This is a genomic window from Commensalibacter communis, from assembly GCF_947179015.1.
In the GTDB taxonomy this organism is placed as follows: domain Bacteria; phylum Pseudomonadota; class Alphaproteobacteria; order Acetobacterales; family Acetobacteraceae; genus Commensalibacter; species Commensalibacter communis.
The window spans coordinates 1-19038 of the sequence record NZ_CAMXCM010000012.1 but is presented as its reverse complement, the minus strand read 5'-3'; the positions used below and the strand labels follow the sequence as shown (position 1 = coordinate 19038).

Below are 19038 nucleotides of genomic sequence, written 5' to 3'. Positions count from 1 at the left end.
AGGATATACTATGCAAACCATTATTGTTGTTTTTATCGTTAGCCTTTGCGTTTTATTTTGGATCAATCGTTTCTTTCCAAAAGTTGGAAAAACGCTATGGCAAGGGTTGGCTAATATGTTAAAGCTAATCCATGCACCTACTGTTACACAACAATGGGCATTAAAACATTGCGCCCCAAGTAAGAGCGGATGTAGCTCTTGTGATAAATGCAGTAAGTGTCATTAAAAAAGAAATGTTTCATGGGTAATAAGCTTATCAGACAGCTTGAACAAAATCTGCCTGCTGAAATAGCAATTCCACATGAAATAAAGATGCTATATCAATGGATAGAAGATCATAATCTATTCATTGATACTGATACTCATCGAATAGGCTTTTATATCCCGATGACGAATTAAAAGCAAACTGGACAGACACTAAACGGGATGGTGGAACCTGTGTAGAATTTTGTGCCAGCTTTAATGAATCAGCACCATATTGGTTTGGTTTTAACAACCCAAATGATCAAAATCATCAAGAAAAAATAAAAGAAATACAACAACGATTATATATTTTTGGGCAAACTGGTGCAGAAGGTTCACAATGTGCATTCTGGCTTAACGATAATAAAGAGTTAAAAATCGTACATATGGGATCAGGATCAGGTTCAATTTTATGCTGTATTTTGGCAGATAATGCATTGGATTTTCTGAGGCTCCTCGCCATTGGATATGATGAGATTTGCTGGGATGAAGAATTTCCTTATCCACCCAATATTTATAATCCTAAATTCTTTGTAAGCCCAAATATCGCATTTCAAGACTGGGTTAAAACAACTTTTAATACAGAAATTCCCAAAATTGCTTTAGAGATTGTAAAACGCCCAACTAGGATGGGTGATGAGCCGTCTCAGGATGAATTCTATAATTGGTGTAAACAATATACAAATTGGTATTAATTATTATCAATGTCTAAAGCATAGGAAATACGATTAAATCAGCCGTTATACTGACTTATAGGCGCTTTTATCATCGATCACAGCTCCAACCAATAACGTCATTGATACATAAAAAAAACTCAGATTTCTCAGTTCCCCTGGCCCACAGAACAGAAAGAACAAAGGTAAATTAATACAAGTTACTATAAGAATATGTTGCTTTAAATTTTCTGCTAACTTACCCCATATTTGAGTAAAAAGAGTAACTACAATAACAATATAGACAATTGAGAAACCTGCAGGACTGATTACACTATAAGTTGTTTCCTTTAAAAAATAAAAAGAATACTTTGAATAAGCAACAATATTATCCCATAGATGATATTCTATAAGACCACCTGCATTTGCCACATATATTTTTTTTACAATCAAATTTGTTATTCCGGACAAGAACATCCCTATGGAAAGGATATATATAGATTTTTTTATACAAAATGTATGACGTATAATCGGATATAACGTTGGCAGAAAAAATAGAAAAGATTCTTTATTTAATGTTGCTGGAATAATAAGGCATAGTAATAAAATATATTTACCTCTGAAAGCAGATAAAAATGCCAAAGACATAAAAAATAGTTCTATATTATCATAAAAATACCCAGCAACAGTTTGAACATAAGGAATGCATAACACCACCAATATCGGTGCAAGAATAGATGTAATATAACTGCACTGGAATCCTAATAAAATACTTCGTAATATAAAGAGGCTACAAAATAATAAGAAGAAATTTAAATAGTAAATAATAATATACTGTAATTTTTCCTTATTACTATGATTGCCTGCTAACATAGAATAACCATATGTAGGTTGGACTCGTGACACGATACCATCACGTATTGAACGCGGGGTATTTACAGTCACTATACGCGCGATTATTGGAGCAAATTGTCGATAAACAAACGGTTTAAAAGCATGTCCATTCAACATCACTTCTATACCAGCCCTGGGCGTAGCTTCCAAAAATCCATATTTTCCAATATAACCAGAAAAACTCGCGGCAGCTGCAAGCCAAAAAGCGATACATAGTAAAAAGACATTTACTATTCTCATTCAGCTATCCAATTCAATATAACGAATATTTAAAGAAAGAACATCTTTATAAAAAACAATAGAATAACCCATATTAAAAGCACATTATATTCCTATAATGTGCTTTTATAAACTTTCTATATTTATAGTAATAATATTACAGAAAATTAAATTAGTAACGATACATTTCTGGTTTAAATGGACCTTGAACTTCCACACCAATATAATCAGCTTGGTCTTTATTCAATTTAGATAATTTCGCACCAACTTTATCTAAATGTAAAGCAGCCACTTTTTCGTCTAGGAATTTAGGTAATGTATATACTTTTGGTTCATATTTACCAGCAGGTGCATTCCAAAGCTCGATTTGAGCCAAGGTTTGATTGGTGAAAGACGCAGACATCACAAAAGATGGGTGACCTGTTGCGTTACCAAGATTAACCAAACGACCTTCTGACAATAAGATGATACGATTACCATCTGGGAATACGATTTCATCCACTTGTGGTTTAATATTATCCCATGTGAAATTACGAAGTTTACCCACTTGAATTTCAGAATCAAAATGTCCAATATTACAGACAATCGCACGATTTTTCATCGCACGCATATGGTCTAGAGTAATAATATCAATGTTCCCTGTGCAGGTTACAAAGATGTCTCCACGAGGAGCAGCATCTTCCATCGTAACCACTTCATAGCCTTCCATAGCCGCTTGTAATGCACAAATTGGATCCACTTCGGTTACCAATACGCGACAACCTGCATTACGAAGGCTAGCAGCAGAACCTTTACCCACGTCACCAAAACCTGCAACAACCGCAACTTTACCAGACATCATCACATCAGTTCCACGACGGATCGCATCAACCAAGCTTTCACGGCATCCATAAAGATTATCAAATTTAGATTTTGTTACACTGTCATTCACGTTAAATGCTGGAACCAGCAATTGACCTTTTTTAGCCATTGCATGTAAACGATGAACCCCTGTGGTGGTTTCTTCTGAAAGACCACGAACATCTTTTAACATTTCAGGATATTTTTCATGCATCAAAATGGTTAAATCACCACCGTCATCCAAAATCATATTTGGAACCCAGCCATTGGGGCCATGAACGGTTTGTTCAATACACCACATGAACTCTTCTTCGTTCATGCCTTTCCAAGCAAATACAGGCACACCCGCAGCAGCCATTGCAGCAGCAGCATGATCTTGAGTCGAAAAGATATTACAAGAAGACCAGCGGACTTCAGCGCCTAAATCAATCAAGGTTTCGATCAACACTGCGGTTTGAATGGTCATATGTAAACAACCCGCAATCCGTGCACCTTTAAGAATATTTTTACCTCTATATTCTTCGCGCAGAGCCATAAGACCTGGCATTTCGCCTTCCGCAATAGAGACCTCTTTACGCCCCCATTCAGCCAATGAAATATCTTTTACTTTATAATCGTGCTGTGCACTCATTGTTTTTCGTCTTTCTTATAGTGAAATATTATTCAGTTGGTGTATTATTAGGATATATTTAATAAGAGATCAATCTTGTTGAGGTATAGTGAGAATATTCTTATAAAAATAATCTATATTATTGATCATAACATAATACTCATTACCAATATGTTTTTATAAGAAAATTTTACTCATCAGTTTCATTATCCTCAGCTTCCAACCTCCAAGACATTGATCTTAATAACTTTGATAAGTTTTTATTGTATTTTTCTGCTTGTTTCTGTGCTTTCATTTGAGTAAACATTTGATATATTTTTGCTGCTTCTATTTCTTGTTCAATAACGGTTTGATGCTTTTCATGCATATCATATGCGTCATCCCATTCATTAAAATTAACTCTAATGTTTTCTTGATTAATATCTAAACGATAAGCATTACTAACTCCTGTTATAAATTCATACGTTGATAATATTTCAAAGTTCTTAGCTGGTGTTTCCTTAAAAATTTCTTCTCTTAATGACGCATGTGCTCCTGTTTTAATATAACCAGTCTTATGCACCATATCTTGCTTTTCATCATTCGTAATAAAAAAAACAGTATTCACTTTGAGACTTTTTGTCTTTTCTAATAACTCTTTCCATACATAAAAATCTCCATATGCTCTATGATATAAGTTACCATCATATCCAAACTGTGCTTCTTTTTTTCCTTCTTTGAATTTATCTTCATAACCAGGAGGAATAAGGTTTTCAAATCGCTTTTGACATTCAGAATTTAAATCACTTAATTCAGCTTCGGAGAATTTACTACCTATTCTATCCTGAAAAATCTTATCAACCCAATCTCTAATAGAATCATGTTCTATAATTTGATCGTTTTTTTCTTTAATTTCTTGTGACTTTTGATTTAAAAATTTTTCTAAATCATCTTTAACTGCTTTTAATTTTATTTGTATATCTTCAGTAGTATCTGTGTAATATCTTAATTTAGTTTTTTCTATCTTGCTAATTTTTTCTTGTAAAGTTGATATCGTTTCATCTAATGGTTTAAGAGTGGTGATTATGTTGTTAGCCTGAGAATGAATTTCATCTAATCTTTTTCTTTGATATTCTAAAGCTGAAAAATATGGTAACCATATTTTACTCTGCACGGCTTTTACTGCTTCTTTCATCGCAGATTGCGTCTTGTCATTATTTCTATATAAATCAAGAATAAAATTAGTATCAAAAACAAATAATGTTTTTTCATCTTTAAATAATTTAGTATTTTTTTGTTCATTATTTGTATAAAAACCACGAAACTTACTTCGCATATTACATTCCAACTTCATAAATCAAAATATTAACCACTTATCATTTCGATAATTTTATAATATAAAATTCATTAACAATTAATACAATATTTTAAAACCAAATATCACATTCAAATACTATTTCGCTCATTATTCACTCATCGTGAATTGAGAAACTAAATCCGTAATATGCCCAGTTTCTACCAAACGCAGACCTTTCGGCTCAGATAATTTTGTATTTCCTCTGGCAACACGTTTAGGCAGAATAATTTCATCAAACCCTAGTTTATGCGCTTCTTTGACACGTAAATCTGCCTGAGGGACTTGCCTGATTTCACCCGATAGTCCAATCTCACCAAAAAATACAGAACCTGGAGAAGTCGGTTGTCGTGTAAGTGCTGAGGCCAATGCCGCAGCTACCGCTAAGTCAGCTGCTGGTTCGGTAACTCTTAGTCCGCCAGCCATATTTAAATACACGTCCACACTATTAAACCGCAAAGAGCATCGTGTTTCTAAAATGGCCAACAACATATTTAAACGTGCACCATCCCAACCAATAACCGTGCGTCTTGGTGCGGAATCACCAGCTTTAGGGGCAAGTAATACTTGAACCTCTAACAAAACAGGACGTGTTCCTTCCAATCCTGCAAAAACTGCTGAACCTGCAATATTTCCATGACGTTCCGCAAGAAATAAAGCCGATGGGTTAGAGACTTCAACCAACCCTTCACTTGTCATCGAAAAAACACCGATCTCATCCGTAGCCCCAAAGCGATTTTTAGCTGCTCTCAAGATACGGAACTGATGCCCTCGATCCCCTTCGAAATACAAAACCGCATCAACCATATGTTCTAATACTCTGGGTCCAGCCAAGGAACCCTCTTTGGTCACATGGCCAACAAAAATTAAAGAGAATTCTTTTTTCTTTGCTAAACGAATAAGCTCAAACGCAGAGGCTCTGACTTGACTGACCGTCCCAGGTGCACCGTTGATGCTGTCCAACCACATGGTTTGGATAGAATCAATAATCACCAAACTGACATCCTGTTCAGCCTCTAAGGTTGCCAAAATATCCGAAACATTAATGCAAGCTGCCAGCTCAATATTTTTACGTTGCTCGCTGTTTTCCAATCCCAAACGATTGGCACGCATTCTGATTTGATTGATTGATTCTTCACCAGAAATATAAAGAACACGCCGACCTTGTTTGGATAACGCGCAAGCTGCTTGTAATAACAAAGTCGATTTACCAATCCCAGGATCGCCACCAACCAAACTCACTGATGCTTGAACTAATCCACCGCCCAGAACACGATCTAGCTCTGCAATGCCAACTTCTTGACGAGGAGGTGGTGCACTATCCCCATCTAATCCTGTAAAAACAATCTTTTGCCCACGTTGATGCTCAACAACGGATAAAGGTGTGGCTTGAACTTGCTCTTCTTCGATCGTATTCCATTCACCACACGCTTCGCATTTTCCTGTCCATTTGGGATAAACCGAACCACAACTCTGACAAATAAACTGTTTAACTGGCTTTTTTGCCACCCCAAACCTCTATTTTACTTTTGTTTCAACTTTAATCGGGCCCTGACGCAAACCGTGAGTAAACTGATGCACATAAGGATTGTCAGTCATTAGCAAATCTTTGGCTTTCCCTTGCCAAATTAACTCACCTTTATATAACATCGCCGCATGATCCCCAATACGTTGCGCAGAAGCCATATCATGCGTAATTGCGATCGCTGTTGATCCCAATGTATCCACACAACTTTTAATCAGCTCATCAATCACAGCCCCCATAATAGGGTCTAATCCTGTTGTAGGTTCATCAAAAAATATTATTTCTGGCTTTGAAGCAATCGCTCTGGCCAATCCAACCCGTTTTTGCATACCGCCAGATAATTCATCAGGATACAAATCGCTAACCATAGTTGGATCTAAACCAACCAGTTTCAGAACGTCACAAGCGATGTCATACGCTTCGTGACGGCTTACTTTTGGTTTGTTTTTACGATGACCATAAAGTAAAGCAAAGGCTACATTTTGCCAAATAGGCAAACTATCAAACAATGCTGCATTTTGAAATAACATCCCCATTTGTTGCAATTTTTCATTACGTTGCGCAGAGGATAATTCAAAAATATTTTGCCCATCAATTTCAATACTACCACTATCTGGCACCATTAATCCTAAAATACAACGTAATAAAACAGATTTACCACTACCAGACCCCCCAATAATAACGAAAGAGGTGCCTGTTTCAACATCCATACTAACATCACGCAATACATGATTACTGCCAAAAGATTTAGATAAATTGCGAATGCGTATTTTGGGAACAGATTGGGTCATTTTGAAAAGAAAATATCCGTTAATAAATAATCAAAAACTAAAAGTAAAATAGATGCTGCAACCACAGCGGCTGTTGTAGAAGCCCCAACGCCTTGCGCACCGCCTTTACTGCGATACCCATGATAACATCCCATTAACGCAATTAAAAAACCAAACACGCCTGCTTTAACAAGTCCAATTGTAATATCCATTGGTTTGACAGCGTTAAACGTTGCCATAATATAACCTTGTGGCGTAAATCCTAATTTCATGATCGAAACCGTAAATCCACCCAGCACACCCAAAATATCTGCAATAATGACTAGAAAAGGTAAAGCAATGGTTGCTGCTAGTAGGCGAGGTGCCACCAAGTATTTAATCGGGTTCGTAGATAAGGTCCGCAAAGCATCAATTTGATTCGTGACTTGCATCGTGCCAATTTCTGCAGCCATTGCAGCACCAACCCGTCCAGCAACCATCAACCCTGCTAGCACAGGCCCCAACTCACGGGTTACCGCCAACACAACGATACTCGCAATAGCGCTGTCCACGTGATATTGCGCCATACCAGTATAAGATTGCAATGCAATGACCCCTCCTGAAAAAAGGGCGGTCAATGCCACAACGGGCAAAGATAAATATCCAATATTAATCATGCTGCCGACAAAAATACGCCAATAAAATGGAGGGGAAAAGATGTTTATAATACCTTGTAACGCAAACAACGCCAAAGCACCTGCCTCTTGAACGCCACTTAAAACCATGCGTCCTAATAAAGCAACCCATACCAAAGGCTTACTTATTTGTCGTATCACACTACATAACCTTTATGATAATTATAATTTTTACTAAATAGCACCAACGCGCTAACTGCCTTACATTTTATAATTTTATATCAAAAAGCGATATAAAATTTTACATTCATAAGCTGTCACAAAATAAATATTATCACAAGATTATAAATACAAAAACTATTCTTTATTATACCAAAATATTATACAACATCTCTAAATTACCGCTCAAATAATGTATTTTATAAATTCTTTTCATCGAATATCTTACATTCTTAATATTTTTCTTTACCCTAAAAGAAATCAAGCTATATTTTACTGCATATTAATCGTTAAACCATACCAGGAGAGTGACTGTGCGTATAGCAATGATTGGTGGAGGATATGTCGGTTTGGTGTCAGCAACATGTTTTGCTGAATTTGGATTACACGTAAATGTTGTCGAAACAAATCCTGATCGTTTAAACGCTTTAAAGCAAGGAGAAATCCCAATATACGAACCTGGTTTGGATATATTGGTAAAGAACAATATTAAAACCAATCGATTACAGTTTTTTGATAGAATAGAAGAAGCTATTCCTGAATGTGAAGCGATTTTCATTGCCGTTGGTACACCGCCCCGCAATGGAGATGGCCACGCCGATATGACATATGTTCATCAAGCCGCATTGCAGATTGCTACTCATTTGAAACAATATGCTGTGATTGTTACGAAATCTACCGTTCCTGTGGGGACAAGCCGTCGTATCGCACAGATTATCAGACAAAAAAATCCTGATCTTGAATTCGATGTAGCATCCAACCCTGAATTTCTAAGAGAGGGGGACGCCATCAAAGATTGTATGAATCCAGACAGAGTCATTATTGGAATTGAAAAAGATAAAGCCGATCATGGTAAAAAAGCACAAGATATCATGACGCGCCTTTACCAACCTTTATTCCAACGTGAGACACCTATTTTATTTACCAATTTAGAAAGTGCTGAACTTGCAAAATATGCATCGAATTGTTTCCTTGCAATGAAGCTCTCTTACGTTAATGAACTTGCCGATTTATGCGATCAAGTTGGTGGAAATATTGAAGATATTACTAAAGCAATGGGACTAGATCCACGCATTGGTAAATATTTTTTACAACCTGGACCTGGATTCGGTGGTTCTTGCTTTCCAAAAGATACATTAGCCCTTATTCGTATTGCCCAAGAAGCTGGCACCCCCACGCGTATGATCGAAACAGCTGCTCAAGCCAACGATGCCAGAAAAGCCAACATGAGTGGACGCATTATTCAACTTTGTGGGGGTAATATTAATAATAAAACCATTGCCATTTTAGGATTAACATTTAAACCTAACACCGACGACATGCGTGAATCCGCATCTTTGCCAATTATTCATCGTCTCGTAGAGGGCGGCGCAATTATTAAAGCGTTTGATCCAATCAGCAACGAAAAAGCACAACCCTTACTTCCAAAAGAAGTTCAATATTATAATAATATCGAAGAAGCTGCAACCAATGCAGATGCTTTAGTCATCTTAACCGAATGGAATGAATTTCGTTCTTTATCACCAATAAACTTAAAAAAATGGATGAAGAAAGCATTAGTAATCGATTTGCGAAACATCTATGATCCCAAGATCATGGCAAATGAAGGGATCGAATATTACTCAATTGGTCGACCTCAAAAAAAATAACTACTTTTTAAATCGTTTTGCTATGGCGCGTAGCGGAGCCGTTATGCGCCATGATGATGATGCATACATAGAGCGCAACTCTTCTTTCAGTTGGATAGTTTCCTGTTGTAATTGTGTGATGACTTCTAAATCTTGTGAATGAGATAATCCTGAATTCGTTTTGGTTTGAAGATAAACTTCTTCCCAGCTATTTACTCTTTTCATTTTATCCGTTTCTGGAGTCATGAAGACCATAAATTCATAACTACGAGGCGGGTCTATTTCATGCCACCCAGCACAAGCTACATTCAGAATATCATTCTCAGTTAAAATAATCATAAACTTAGCGAGTAAATTCAAAGATAATACCCAACAATGAACATCTTCATAATGTGTTGGATCTAATGTTCTTTCACCCCATTGTAACACCTCTTGAAAAGGAAATTGGCTGGGCAAGTCAGAAGCATCAAAATCTTTAACATAACGACGATGCATTTCTTCAACCAATTGATCGTCAACTTTATTTAATGCAAAATCCAATACTAAGTGTGTTTGTGGGCAATAAGCTTTTTTCATCCATGCTGCTAATAAGTCTGACAGTTTACTTGGTTGCCGTTTCATATCAAAAGAATAACGACCGTCCGGTAAAACCAAGCGCAATTGGCCGTTTGACGTTAACACTTGGGTTATTTGATCAATCCACCCAATCAGATTAGGAACATGTTCACCCACATGAGATGCCACCACATAATCAAAAGAATCACTCACACATTCTTTTAAAGGTCGATGATTATCCCAAACAAAATCAACATCTACCAATCGATCAAAGTCAAATTTTTGATCCCAAGCAAATTGTTTTTTCAACTCTTCTGTAGATAAATGGTCTGCATAAAATACATTTCCCTCTTGGCGATGCAATATAGGATCAACCAAAGCACCGATCTCTAAGCATCGATCCTGATTAAAATCGATTCCATGACGTAAATATTGATGCCGTTTTTCAAGAAATGAAACCATAATATTAAAACCATATTCATAAAAAGAAGGATCTACCAACTTGGTAAATCCTTCTTTAAAATTATCGTCTGATATCTAATTATACAAGAGTATAATTAAATTATCTTCTTAGTTTTCAATATAAATCAGTTTACGATTTACGAACTCTAAGATACCTTCTTTTGAAAGCTCGCGACCATAACCTGAATGTTTTACACCACCAAACGGCAAGTCTGGACTTGTCCATGTTGGACGATTAATAAACACCATTCCTGTGTCAATTTGGCTAGCCACTTTTTTCGCACGTTCAACGTCTTTAGAGAAGACAGTGCCACCCAAACCAAATTCTGAATCATTAGCTAATTCAATTGCAGCTTTTTCGTCAGGAACGGTAAAGAACATTGCTACTGGACCGAAAAATTCTTTATAAAATACTGGGTTTTCTTTAGTAATATTGGTTAAAATGGTTGCTTCCATAAATGCGCCTGGCATATCTGGACGTTTACCACCAACAACCGCTTTCGCACCATGTTTAATCGCTGTTTCTGTTAGTTCAGCAATTTCTTGTGCTGCAGCTTCAGAAGACAAAGGCCCAAGTGTCGTGTTGCGATCCATTGGATCACCCGCTTTTAACTTAGAAAAACACTCTGTCATTTGTTTTAATAATTTATCAGCAACGGATTCAACAACGATGAAACGTTTTGCAGCAACACAGCATTGTCCTGTGTTGTTCATACGTCCCCATAGACCCCATTCACAAGCTTTGTCTAGATCTGCATCTTCAAGAACAATAAATGCATCACTACCACCCAATTCCATAGTAGATTTTTTCAATGCTTTACCAGCTTCACTTGCAACAGAAGCACCAGCTTTTTCACTGCCTGTGACCGCTACACCACGGATACGACGATCTTGAATAATTCCAGCAATATGTTTTGAATCTACGAATAAGTTAGTATAAGCACCTTTTGGTGCGCCTGCATCCAATAGTAATTGTTCAAATGCTTCAGCACATTGCGGAACGATAGAAGCATGTTTTACCATCACAACGTTACCAGCCATCAGATTGGTCGCTGCAACACGGACTAATTGGTAATAAGGGAAGTTCCAAGGCTCAACACAAAGAATTATCCCAATGGAATCATGTTCAACATATGCTTTACGGCCATCTTTTGGCTTTAACGTTTCAGGAGCAAGAAATTCTTCTGCATTATCAGCATAATAATCGAAAATATCAGCTGTTAAATCGACTTCACCCTCAGCATCAGAAATTAATTTACCCATTTCCAAAGTGACAAGACCTGCAAATTTTGCTTTATTTTCACGCATAATAGTTGCAGCTTTTTTCATCACCGCACGACGTGTTGCAAAGTCCGTTTTACGCCATTCTTTATAACAAGCATCTGCTTGATCAATTTTTGCAGCAACTTCTTGTTCTGTTAATGAGGTAAAGGATTTTACTTCTTTATTAGTAAAAGGATTAACCGTTTTATAAGCCATTACGAACTATAACTCCTTAAAAGTTGTTTTTCTAATTATATCGCGCTCTATAAATAGCACAAATATAATCCTAATTATTACTATACTTCAAAAGATAAGAATATCAAATAAAATCGTTAGATTATTTCTAGTATACTGAAATCTCATAATATTTTTAAGTAAAATATATTTGATTTATTGTCATATTAAAAATTATAATACATTCTGAAACTAAATTTTTCTTTGCCAAATGCAAAAGAATATAGACAAAACTATAATCTAGCATTTTCCTAAACTACGAGCTCGAATAATATTATAAGCAAACCTTATTCAAAATAAAATAAGAAGTTAAAATATAAGATATTTCGCACTATGATATTACCGACGATGATATCCCACCTTAAATTACAAAGAACCTTATATTATGAATAATATCCTTGTTATAGGCAGTCTAAATGCAGATCTTGAAACCGATGTTGATCGTTTTCCACAACCTGGCGAGACATTACTCGGTGGGCCTTTACATGTCAGTTGTGGAGGAAAAGGAAATAACCAAGCGGTTGCTGCTGCAAAACTGGGAGCCAACGTAACGATGCTGGGAGCATTAGGGAAAGATAACTTTGGAGAAATGCTCTTTCAAAACTTGCAAGCAAACCAGATTAATACAGATCATATTCTTACACGCACGGACACTCCCTCTGCAACGGCACTGATTACCCGTTCACAAAACGAGAACCATATTATTGTTACGGATGGTGCCAATAATACCATTACTCCCGATGACATTGTTGCCGCAACAGAGTTGATTAAACAAAATGATATTATTTTGTTACAACAAGAGATTCCTCTTGATACACAAATTAAAGCAATCGAAATCGCACATCAATTTAATAAAATTATTGTGTTAAACCCCGCCCCTATGCGCCCTTTACCTAAAGAAGTCACGGAGAAAGTCAGTTATCTCCTTCCCAACGAGCATGAAATTATTGCCCTTGGAGGCAGTTCTTCCGATACTCCAGAAACGATTATTTTGAATTCTAAAACGCCAATCATTATGACATGGGGCAGCAAAGGCGTATTATACAAAAACAATCATCAACAGTTACAACATTTACCTGCCTATTCCGTTCCTGTTGTTGATAGCACTGGAGCTGGAGATACCTTCTGCGGTGCTTTTTGTTGTTTTATACATCTAGGATTAGAAGCGGCATTAAGAAAATCATTGCAAGCTTCTGCCTTATCTGTCACACGTGCTGGAGCTCAAGGAGGAATGCCTACGCTACAAGAGTTGGAAAGCTCGGATTTATTTCGTACATAAAGTTTATAAACCAATATGAATTATGATTTTTTTCATTATGTTGATTTGATTGGCACGTTTGCCTTTGCGATCAGTGGCGCATTGGCAGCAATTAACCGAAATTTAGATATTTTTGGTGTGTTTGTTATTTCTTTTATTACAGCTTGTGGCGGTGGGGTCATCCGTGATATTTGCATTGGTTCCTTTCCCCCCGCTGGATTAATTAATCTAGAATATCTAATCATTGTCATTTTATCGGTGTTTTTGTGCGGTTTTTTTCAAAAATTACTGCTGAGATTAAATCACCCCACCCTATTTTTTGATGCAATTGGTCTAGGATTCTTTGCCTCTTTTGGGGCACATAAAGCCTATTTCTTTACTGGCAATAGTGAATTAGCCATTCTATTGGGGATTGTAACCGCTGTTGGTGGAGGAATCCTCAGAGATATGTTAACTACAACCATTCCCTCTGTATTAACCAAAGAAATCTATGCCTCTGCGGCGATTGTGGGGGCTGTTATTCAATTACTCGGTGAAAATAATATCATCAGCCCTGCGTTAGCCCCTTGGTTAGCCATTTTAATCTGCAGCTCTATTCGATTACTTTCTTTGAAATTCAAGTGGAATTTGCCTTCTATTAAACAAGTTCAATAAACAACTTGCATGATTCCAATAATTTTTCTAAAAGAAAGAACTGCCTAATTTTAAAGTAAAGAATATCCCAAACATATCCTTTCAATATTTAGGACCCGTAGCTCAGCTGGATAGAGCGTCGCCCTCCGAAGGCGAAGGTCGTGAGTTCGAATCTCGTCGGGTCCGCCATAGAAAACCGCATTATACCGCAATAATTTACATCTATCAAATATTAAAAAAGTTGATAATCAGGTGTAAAAATTTGATAAAAGTTGATTAATTTACACCAATTTTTACACCATTTTTTAATGCTTATTTTTTAAAATCACCTCGATTAACGAATCATCGCCTTCACTTGTTGTGACCTTTAGCTCTGACATACGTATCTTCTACACCTTTGGCAGATTCGGCTTTATCTAAAATGACACTTAACGCTAGATCAATCCGATTTTTTAAAGCATTGATCCTCATATCCTTATCATCATCCTCTAGTTTTCCAACAAGCTCAAATACCTCTTTGACTGCATCATCGAGCGTTTCAGCAGCAGGCCTTAAAAAATTGCATAACAAAAATAAAATTTTCTTGAGGTTGCTAAATTTTACTTAAACATAAACCGTAATGTTATGATTCATAGTTAGTAACTATTAGTTCCTCACTCATCTTAGTTGTTTTTGCATTACAAGAATATTTGATATTTACTACCTCAAGTTGAAATGTATTGAATAATTCCCTTGTTTCGGGTATATTATTTATAGACAAGATAAAGTGACCTTTTATAGTTTTCAATAAGCTCGCCAGTTTATGAAAATCGTTTTTTGAAAAAAAGTCTTGATAATAGTCTTCTGTTCCGAAATACGGTGGGTCTAGGTAAAATAATGTGCCTGGTTTGTCTTGTCGCTTTATACATTCCTCATAAGGTAAACAATCAAGAAATACGCCTGATAATCGCTCATGAAGCGATCTAATTTTCTTGACTAATATATTTCTATTAAAACTATTACGATCAGACTTCATTCCTCCATAATTTGTTTTTCCTCCGAATGAATGTTTCTGCAAATATAAAAAACAATAGGCACGTTCAATGTCTGTTAGATATTCCCTCGGTATATTTCGCAATCGATAGAACTCATCTCTGGATGAAACAGACCATTCACACATCTCAAGCAAAGCATTGAAATGACGCTGAACCACTCTAAATAAATTAATAACATCTTGGTTGATGTCGTTCACAACTTCCACAGGAGGCTTTTTGGTGCGCCTTAAAAATACTCCACCCATACCCATAAAAGGTTCGCAATACCTTTTATGTGGAATTTGATTGATTCGTGCGACAATATGCTTAGATAATAATCGTTTACCACCAATATAAGCAGCAATTGGGTCTGTTGGTTGGACAATCTCTAACATAATTTTTCCTTATTATAGTGTTAAATTTTTTACGGTAAAAAAAGCGGTTCCAAGGCCGCTATGTTTCGTTATGATTTTACAATCACCCATCAATCGCCTGTTGAAACCGATCGACATTATCTTGCCAGACGGCTTTTCCTTGGGCTGTGTTGTAATATCGTTTGTGATACTGAGCCATTGCAGTGGCATCATTGGCCAATGGCAACTCTGCTGGGATACGCAAATAAAACACTCTACACATTGCAGCTGCAAAGAATAGATCACCAATCATTGTCTCTGCTTTGGGAATACCATTATTATCGGTATTAAAAGTGCCAGCTATATTTTTAAGCAAGACTGCAAGATGGCTGCGTTTTGGATTACTCAGAAAGTTCTTCCAAATATCATTATAGGTTGCTGGCTCCATCTGCATGGCACCCACAGCAGAGCCATTGCCGAGTTGCTTGAGATATGTGCAACCTCCAGCATATCCCTCGGCCAAGAACGTTCCTGTGACTTGGTTAATGGCACGCGCGCCACCAAGACCTAAATAATTCAATGCTGGGGTGATAATTTCTTGTTTTAAGTGCGGAATATAAATCCCACCTGTGACTTTAGCCATAGTTTTTACCTTTATTGTAAAACACAGCACCATTCAAAAGAGTTATGAAAGTGCAATGTTGATTATTAAAAAAGTCTTTGAATTCATTATTAAAAATAGAGTAAATAAGATGAGTTTCTTTATTGATTGATTTTTGAATATGTTTGGCTTAGTTGACTGCAATAATTTCTACGCTTCTTGTGAGCGCGCGTTTAATCCCAAATTAGAAGGAAAACCGATTGGCGTTCTTTCGAATAATGATGGATGTGTCATAGCGCAATCCAATGAGTTAAAACCTTACGTATCAATGGGAATGCCCGCATTCAAAATCCCACCAGACATAAAAAAGCAAAGTATTTTGTTAAGCTCTAACTACGAACTTTATGGAGATATGAGCCAAAGAGTATTCTCCATCGTTCAAGATTATATCTATGATACAGAGGTTTACTCCATTGATGAAGCGTTCCTGAACCTTGAAAAACAGAATAATTATATTGAATATTGTCAATTTCTTAGAAAAATTGTGCGTCGTTGCACAGGTATTCCCGTCTCAATTGGAATATCCAAAACCAAAACCCTTGCTAAAATCGCCAATCATGTTGCAAAAAAGAACCCTCAACATCAGGGCGTTTACTTTCTCAATACAGACGATCAAATCTTTATAGAACTATTGAAACAATTTCCAATTGAAGAAATCTGGGGGGTTGGACGTAAACTCTCTGCCAAACTCAATGCGATGGGCATCCAAACCGCATGGGAGCTGAGAAATAGTAACGCTAGCCAATTAGGAAAAACATTCTCTGTTGTCCTAGAACGCACCGTTTTGGAACTTCAAGGGACATCCTGTATAGAACTTGATTCGATGGATACTCCTAAAAAAAACATCATGACCTCTCGAAGTTTTGGCAAAACAACGAAAGAGCTATTCGAAGTTCAAGAAGCCCTTCGCGTTCATGCTAGTCGTGGTGCAGAAAAACTACGTTCTCAAAACTCATTAGCTCAAGCAGTATTGGTTTTTCTGAGAACAAATAGATTTAACGAACATCAACCCCAATATTATCCATCAATCGTCATTCCCCTACTCTATCCATCAAACGATACACGCCAGATCATCGAAGCTGTAAATACTGGATTAAAACACATCTTTAAAGAAGATTATTTTTATCACAAAGCAGGCGTGATGATGCTCGACCTTGTTGATAAAGACAAACGGCAGCTCGATTTTTTCAGTTCAACAGAAAAAGAAGAAACCAAAGCACGAAGTGAAACGCTCATGCAGACGTTGGATAAAATCAATAAAAAGATGGGTCGTCATACTGTGTCTTTTGGCGGTATCAATAAAAAAGCTCCGTGGAACCTTAAACGAGAATTCATCAGTAAACGATATACTACTCGTTGGGATGATCTGCCTGTAGCTAAGGTAACATAGATTCCTGATGTCAGTTACCTTCCCCGCCACACTCTTATCAAAGCGCACACGGCTCGAATGACGAGTGATAGTGGGATAGAGACCGCTATGATGGGAATAACCCACGGATCGTGGATTTTGATCCATTCGGCGTTGGTTTCCCACCACCAACGCAGGATTTCAAAGAAGTTCATAGCGTTTCTCTATCCCCCTTGCAATTCTGTAAAGGGCATAGAGATTAATCACAGCAAATATTCCCCACGCGACCAAGCTAAAATGCCATTGGCCATAAACGAGGATATTTAACGTCCCCCAAATTAATAAAGAGGATGCAAAGAACGCTGCAACCCCTCTGCCGATTATGCTTTCACAACGCAAAGCAGTAAATTGAAATAGCCCAAATACAATAAATAGCCACTGCCACACATCAAATGAAAAAAACTGTAAAAACCCGTCAATAAAAGATTGTTGGATAATAAAGCTATTTGGCACACATAATCCATAAATTCCAACAACCATCAGTAAAATAGAGCTCCACCACTCGGCAAACCAATGATCGTGTTGTCTCATGGAGCTAATCAATCTTCTGACCATTTTTATTCTCCACTTTAATCGTCGTTGGCGTTTTAAAGGAGGCTAATACATGCAGCAATTTCCACAGTTTATACCCCTTACTGGTCGGTTCTGGCATCTTCCAAAACCGAATAATCAACGTACAAATCGTCACTATCGTTGTCACTACAGCAATCATGTTCCCCGCTATGTCCCCTGGAATAACACCCAGTAAATATTGAAGCACTTGCATCATTACATCTGTATCCATTTGTCTTTTCCCATAAAAAAAGCCACCTCAAAGGGTGGCTTGATCAGTTCACTTTTCATTTAACAAAATCACATCTTTTGAAAGATCTGATAGAGTTCGCTATTAACATAAAAATTACGATTTCCCTTTTGAACCTTAACTAAGAAATCATGATCACATAACTCATTTAAATATTTTGTTGCAGTTGGTCCACTAACAGAGAGTTTATTTTGAATAGTCTCCCTCATCACATATGGATGTTGAAATAGCAATTCAACTAGCTCTTGACTAAAACAACGGCAGTTTTTCTGAATATCCTCCATATAACTGACCATTAATAATTGAATTTCCGCTACAATACTTACAGTCTGCGTTGCAATTGTCTCAATACCTTTCAAAAAGTATAATATCCATTCTTCCCATTTATCCTGCTCTGTTACTTCTTGAATTAAGGTATAATATGAATGTTTATTATGAACAAAGTATCGGCTAAGATATAAAACTGGAACACATATCCCAGCTTCCTTTACTAAATACAAAGAGTTTAAAATACGTCCTGTTCTTCCATTTCCATCCGAAAAGGGATGAATTCTTTCAAACTGGTGATGAATTAAAGCCATTTTGATTAAAGGATCACATTCAATTTCATCACTATCATTAATAAATTTTTCTAAATCACTCATTAACCGAAGCACCTCATCCCCGCTTTGAGGAGGTGTATAAATGACTTCCCCTGTACCACCCTTCCTTAATGTAACCCCGTTTGTTCTGAAACCTTCACTTGTATTTCTTATTTTCTGCTGGATTTTAATAAGCACCTTACTAGTAATTAAATTATTACACTCTTTCATTTCAATAAAGCCCTCTTGCAAAGCATCGCTGTATTG

The 19038-nt window shown here is 36.7% G+C and carries 21 protein-coding genes and 1 tRNA gene; 8 read left to right on the top strand and 14 right to left on the bottom strand.

The annotated features are described in order from the left end of the window. Nucleotides 1–10 precede the first annotated feature (10 nt). The 3 genes from PQG54_RS11550 to PQG54_RS11540 all read left to right on the top strand — a co-directional run bounded on the left by PQG54_RS11550 (nucleotide 11) and on the right by PQG54_RS11540 (nucleotide 938). Entirely contained in the window at nucleotides 11–226 is a 216-nt protein-coding gene (locus tag PQG54_RS11550; RefSeq protein ID WP_271790691.1) for a DUF6587 family protein, read from the top strand. A gap of 14 nt (nucleotides 227–240) precedes the next feature. After that, nucleotides 241–399, top strand: a complete 159-nt coding sequence (locus PQG54_RS11545) for a hypothetical protein (protein ID WP_271790692.1) — start codon at nucleotides 241–243, stop codon at nucleotides 397–399. Between the two features lie 230 nt (nucleotides 400–629). Then, nucleotides 630–938 (top strand): hypothetical protein, encoded by a 309-nt coding sequence (locus PQG54_RS11540; RefSeq protein ID WP_271790693.1) that lies wholly within the window; start codon nucleotides 630–632, stop codon nucleotides 936–938. Between the two features lie 45 nt (nucleotides 939–983). Here PQG54_RS11540 and PQG54_RS11535 read toward each other — a convergent pair whose 3' ends face one another. The 6 genes from PQG54_RS11535 to PQG54_RS11510 all read right to left on the bottom strand — a co-directional run bounded on the left by PQG54_RS11535 (nucleotide 984) and on the right by PQG54_RS11510 (nucleotide 7851). After that, complete coding sequence (locus tag PQG54_RS11535) at nucleotides 984–2030, bottom strand: hypothetical protein (RefSeq protein WP_271790694.1); 1047 nt, start codon at nucleotides 2028–2030, stop codon at nucleotides 984–986. Between the two features lie 151 nt (nucleotides 2031–2181). Continuing rightward, nucleotides 2182–3480 carry an adenosylhomocysteinase gene (ahcY, locus tag PQG54_RS11530; RefSeq protein ID WP_271790695.1) on the bottom strand — a complete coding sequence of 433 codons (1299 nt, stop codon included), beginning with the start codon at nucleotides 3478–3480 and terminating at the stop codon, nucleotides 2182–2184. A 169-nt stretch (nucleotides 3481–3649) separates the two neighbouring features. Next, nucleotides 3650–4774: a PIN-like domain-containing protein gene (locus PQG54_RS11525; RefSeq protein ID WP_271790696.1), complete on the bottom strand. Its 1125-nt coding sequence runs from the start codon at nucleotides 4772–4774 to the stop codon at nucleotides 3650–3652. 129 nt (nucleotides 4775–4903) lie between these two features. Continuing rightward, nucleotides 4904–6301 (bottom strand): DNA repair protein RadA, encoded by a 1398-nt coding sequence (gene radA / locus PQG54_RS11520; protein ID WP_271790697.1) that lies wholly within the window; start codon nucleotides 6299–6301, stop codon nucleotides 4904–4906. A 9-nt stretch (nucleotides 6302–6310) separates the two neighbouring features. After that, nucleotides 6311–7108, bottom strand: coding sequence for an ABC transporter ATP-binding protein (locus tag PQG54_RS11515; protein ID WP_271790698.1), 798 nt, complete (start codon nucleotides 7106–7108; stop codon nucleotides 6311–6313). Continuing rightward, nucleotides 7105–7851: an MlaE family ABC transporter permease gene (locus PQG54_RS11510; RefSeq protein ID WP_271790707.1), complete on the bottom strand. Its 747-nt coding sequence runs from the start codon at nucleotides 7849–7851 to the stop codon at nucleotides 7105–7107. The genes PQG54_RS11515 and PQG54_RS11510 overlap by 4 nt, the downstream gene beginning before the upstream one ends. Nucleotides 7852–8246: 395 nt before the next feature. Between PQG54_RS11510 and PQG54_RS11505 the strand changes: the two genes are divergently transcribed. Next, nucleotides 8247–9569, top strand: coding sequence for a UDP-glucose dehydrogenase family protein (locus PQG54_RS11505; protein WP_271790708.1), 1323 nt, complete (start codon nucleotides 8247–8249; stop codon nucleotides 9567–9569). On the opposite strand, the gene PQG54_RS11500 is transcribed toward PQG54_RS11505, so the two are convergent. Together PQG54_RS11500 and PQG54_RS11495 are read right to left on the bottom strand one after the other, a co-directional pair. Beyond that, a complete protein-coding gene (locus PQG54_RS11500; RefSeq protein WP_271790699.1) occupies nucleotides 9570–10604 on the bottom strand; it encodes a class I SAM-dependent methyltransferase in 1035 nt (344 codons plus the stop codon). Nucleotides 10605–10673: 69 nt separating this feature from the next. After that, nucleotides 10674–12044, bottom strand: a complete 1371-nt coding sequence (locus PQG54_RS11495) for an NAD-dependent succinate-semialdehyde dehydrogenase (RefSeq protein ID WP_271790700.1) — start codon at nucleotides 12042–12044, stop codon at nucleotides 10674–10676. Between the two features lie 403 nt (nucleotides 12045–12447). Between PQG54_RS11495 and PQG54_RS11490 the strand changes: the two genes are divergently transcribed. The 3 genes from PQG54_RS11490 (at nucleotide 12448) to PQG54_RS11480 (ending at nucleotide 14142) form a co-directional block, all read left to right on the top strand. Next, nucleotides 12448–13341, top strand: a complete 894-nt coding sequence (locus tag PQG54_RS11490; RefSeq protein WP_271790701.1) for a ribokinase — start codon at nucleotides 12448–12450, stop codon at nucleotides 13339–13341. 15 nt (nucleotides 13342–13356) lie between these two features. After that, nucleotides 13357–13974 carry a trimeric intracellular cation channel family protein gene (locus PQG54_RS11485; RefSeq protein WP_271790702.1) on the top strand — a complete coding sequence of 206 codons (618 nt, stop codon included), beginning with the start codon at nucleotides 13357–13359 and terminating at the stop codon, nucleotides 13972–13974. A gap of 91 nt (nucleotides 13975–14065) precedes the next feature. After that, nucleotides 14066–14142 (top strand) — tRNA-Arg (locus tag PQG54_RS11480). Between the two features lie 162 nt (nucleotides 14143–14304). Here PQG54_RS11480 and PQG54_RS11475 read toward each other — a convergent pair. The 3 genes from PQG54_RS11475 to PQG54_RS11465 all read right to left on the bottom strand — a co-directional run bounded on the left by PQG54_RS11475 (nucleotide 14305) and on the right by PQG54_RS11465 (nucleotide 15962). Then, complete coding sequence (locus PQG54_RS11475; protein WP_271790703.1) at nucleotides 14305–14523, bottom strand: hypothetical protein; 219 nt, start codon at nucleotides 14521–14523, stop codon at nucleotides 14305–14307. A 52-nt stretch (nucleotides 14524–14575) separates the two neighbouring features. Beyond that, the gene (locus tag PQG54_RS11470; protein ID WP_271790704.1) at nucleotides 14576–15361 is read right to left on the bottom strand and encodes a DNA adenine methylase; all 786 of its coding nucleotides are present in this window, start codon (nucleotides 15359–15361) and stop codon (nucleotides 14576–14578) included. 82 nt (nucleotides 15362–15443) lie between these two features. Continuing rightward, entirely contained in the window at nucleotides 15444–15962 is a 519-nt protein-coding gene (locus PQG54_RS11465) for a hypothetical protein (RefSeq protein WP_271790705.1), read from the bottom strand. Between the two features lie 139 nt (nucleotides 15963–16101). Between PQG54_RS11465 and PQG54_RS11460 the strand changes: the two genes are divergently transcribed. Further along, nucleotides 16102–17370, top strand: a complete 1269-nt coding sequence (locus tag PQG54_RS11460) for a Y-family DNA polymerase (RefSeq protein ID WP_271790706.1) — start codon at nucleotides 16102–16104, stop codon at nucleotides 17368–17370. Nucleotides 17371–17529: 159 nt separating this feature from the next. Here the strand turns inward: PQG54_RS11460 and PQG54_RS11455 are convergent, their stop codons facing one another. From PQG54_RS11455 to PQG54_RS11445, 3 genes are all read right to left on the bottom strand, one after another. Then, nucleotides 17530–17919 carry a hypothetical protein gene (locus PQG54_RS11455; protein ID WP_271807728.1) on the bottom strand — a complete coding sequence of 130 codons (390 nt, stop codon included), beginning with the start codon at nucleotides 17917–17919 and terminating at the stop codon, nucleotides 17530–17532. A 4-nt stretch (nucleotides 17920–17923) separates the two neighbouring features. After that, complete coding sequence (locus PQG54_RS11450; protein WP_271807727.1) at nucleotides 17924–18172, bottom strand: hypothetical protein; 249 nt, start codon at nucleotides 18170–18172, stop codon at nucleotides 17924–17926. Nucleotides 18173–18240: 68 nt separating this feature from the next. Continuing rightward, a partial coding sequence (locus tag PQG54_RS11445) for a Fic family protein (protein ID WP_271790833.1) occupies nucleotides 18241–19038 on the bottom strand: 798 nt, incomplete at its 5' end.

Coding starts and splice junctions, on each gene's coding strand:
- PQG54_RS11550 (WP_271790691.1), top strand. CDS start 11: ATGCAAACCATTATTGTTGTTTTTATCGTTAGCCTTTGCGTTTTATTT.
- PQG54_RS11545 (WP_271790692.1), top strand. CDS start 241: ATGGGTAATAAGCTTATCAGACAGCTTGAACAAAATCTGCCTGCTGAA.
- PQG54_RS11540 (WP_271790693.1), top strand. CDS start 630: ATGGGATCAGGATCAGGTTCAATTTTATGCTGTATTTTGGCAGATAAT.
- PQG54_RS11535 (WP_271790694.1), bottom strand. CDS start 2,030: ATGAGAATAGTAAATGTCTTTTTACTATGTATCGCTTTTTGGCTTGCA.
- ahcY (WP_271790695.1), bottom strand. CDS start 3,480: ATGAGTGCACAGCACGATTATAAAGTAAAAGATATTTCATTGGCTGAA.
- PQG54_RS11525 (WP_271790696.1), bottom strand. CDS start 4,774: ATGCGAAGTAAGTTTCGTGGTTTTTATACAAATAATGAACAAAAAAAT.
- PQG54_RS11515 (WP_271790698.1), bottom strand. CDS start 7,108: ATGACCCAATCTGTTCCCAAAATACGCATTCGCAATTTATCTAAATCT.
- PQG54_RS11510 (WP_271790707.1), bottom strand. CDS start 7,851: ATGGTTTTAAGTGGCGTTCAAGAGGCAGGTGCTTTGGCGTTGTTTGCG.
- PQG54_RS11505 (WP_271790708.1), top strand. CDS start 8,247: ATGATTGGTGGAGGATATGTCGGTTTGGTGTCAGCAACATGTTTTGCT.
- PQG54_RS11495 (WP_271790700.1), bottom strand. CDS start 12,044: ATGGCTTATAAAACGGTTAATCCTTTTACTAATAAAGAAGTAAAATCC.
- PQG54_RS11490 (WP_271790701.1), top strand. CDS start 12,448: ATGAATAATATCCTTGTTATAGGCAGTCTAAATGCAGATCTTGAAACC.
- PQG54_RS11485 (WP_271790702.1), top strand. CDS start 13,357: ATGAATTATGATTTTTTTCATTATGTTGATTTGATTGGCACGTTTGCC.
- PQG54_RS11470 (WP_271790704.1), bottom strand. CDS start 15,361: ATGTTAGAGATTGTCCAACCAACAGACCCAATTGCTGCTTATATTGGT.
- PQG54_RS11465 (WP_271790705.1), bottom strand. CDS start 15,962: ATGGCTAAAGTCACAGGTGGGATTTATATTCCGCACTTAAAACAAGAA.
- PQG54_RS11460 (WP_271790706.1), top strand. CDS start 16,102: ATGTTTGGCTTAGTTGACTGCAATAATTTCTACGCTTCTTGTGAGCGC.
- PQG54_RS11455 (WP_271807728.1), bottom strand. CDS start 17,919: ATGAGACAACACGATCATTGGTTTGCCGAGTGGTGGAGCTCTATTTTA.
- PQG54_RS11450 (WP_271807727.1), bottom strand. CDS start 18,172: ATGGATACAGATGTAATGATGCAAGTGCTTCAATATTTACTGGGTGTT.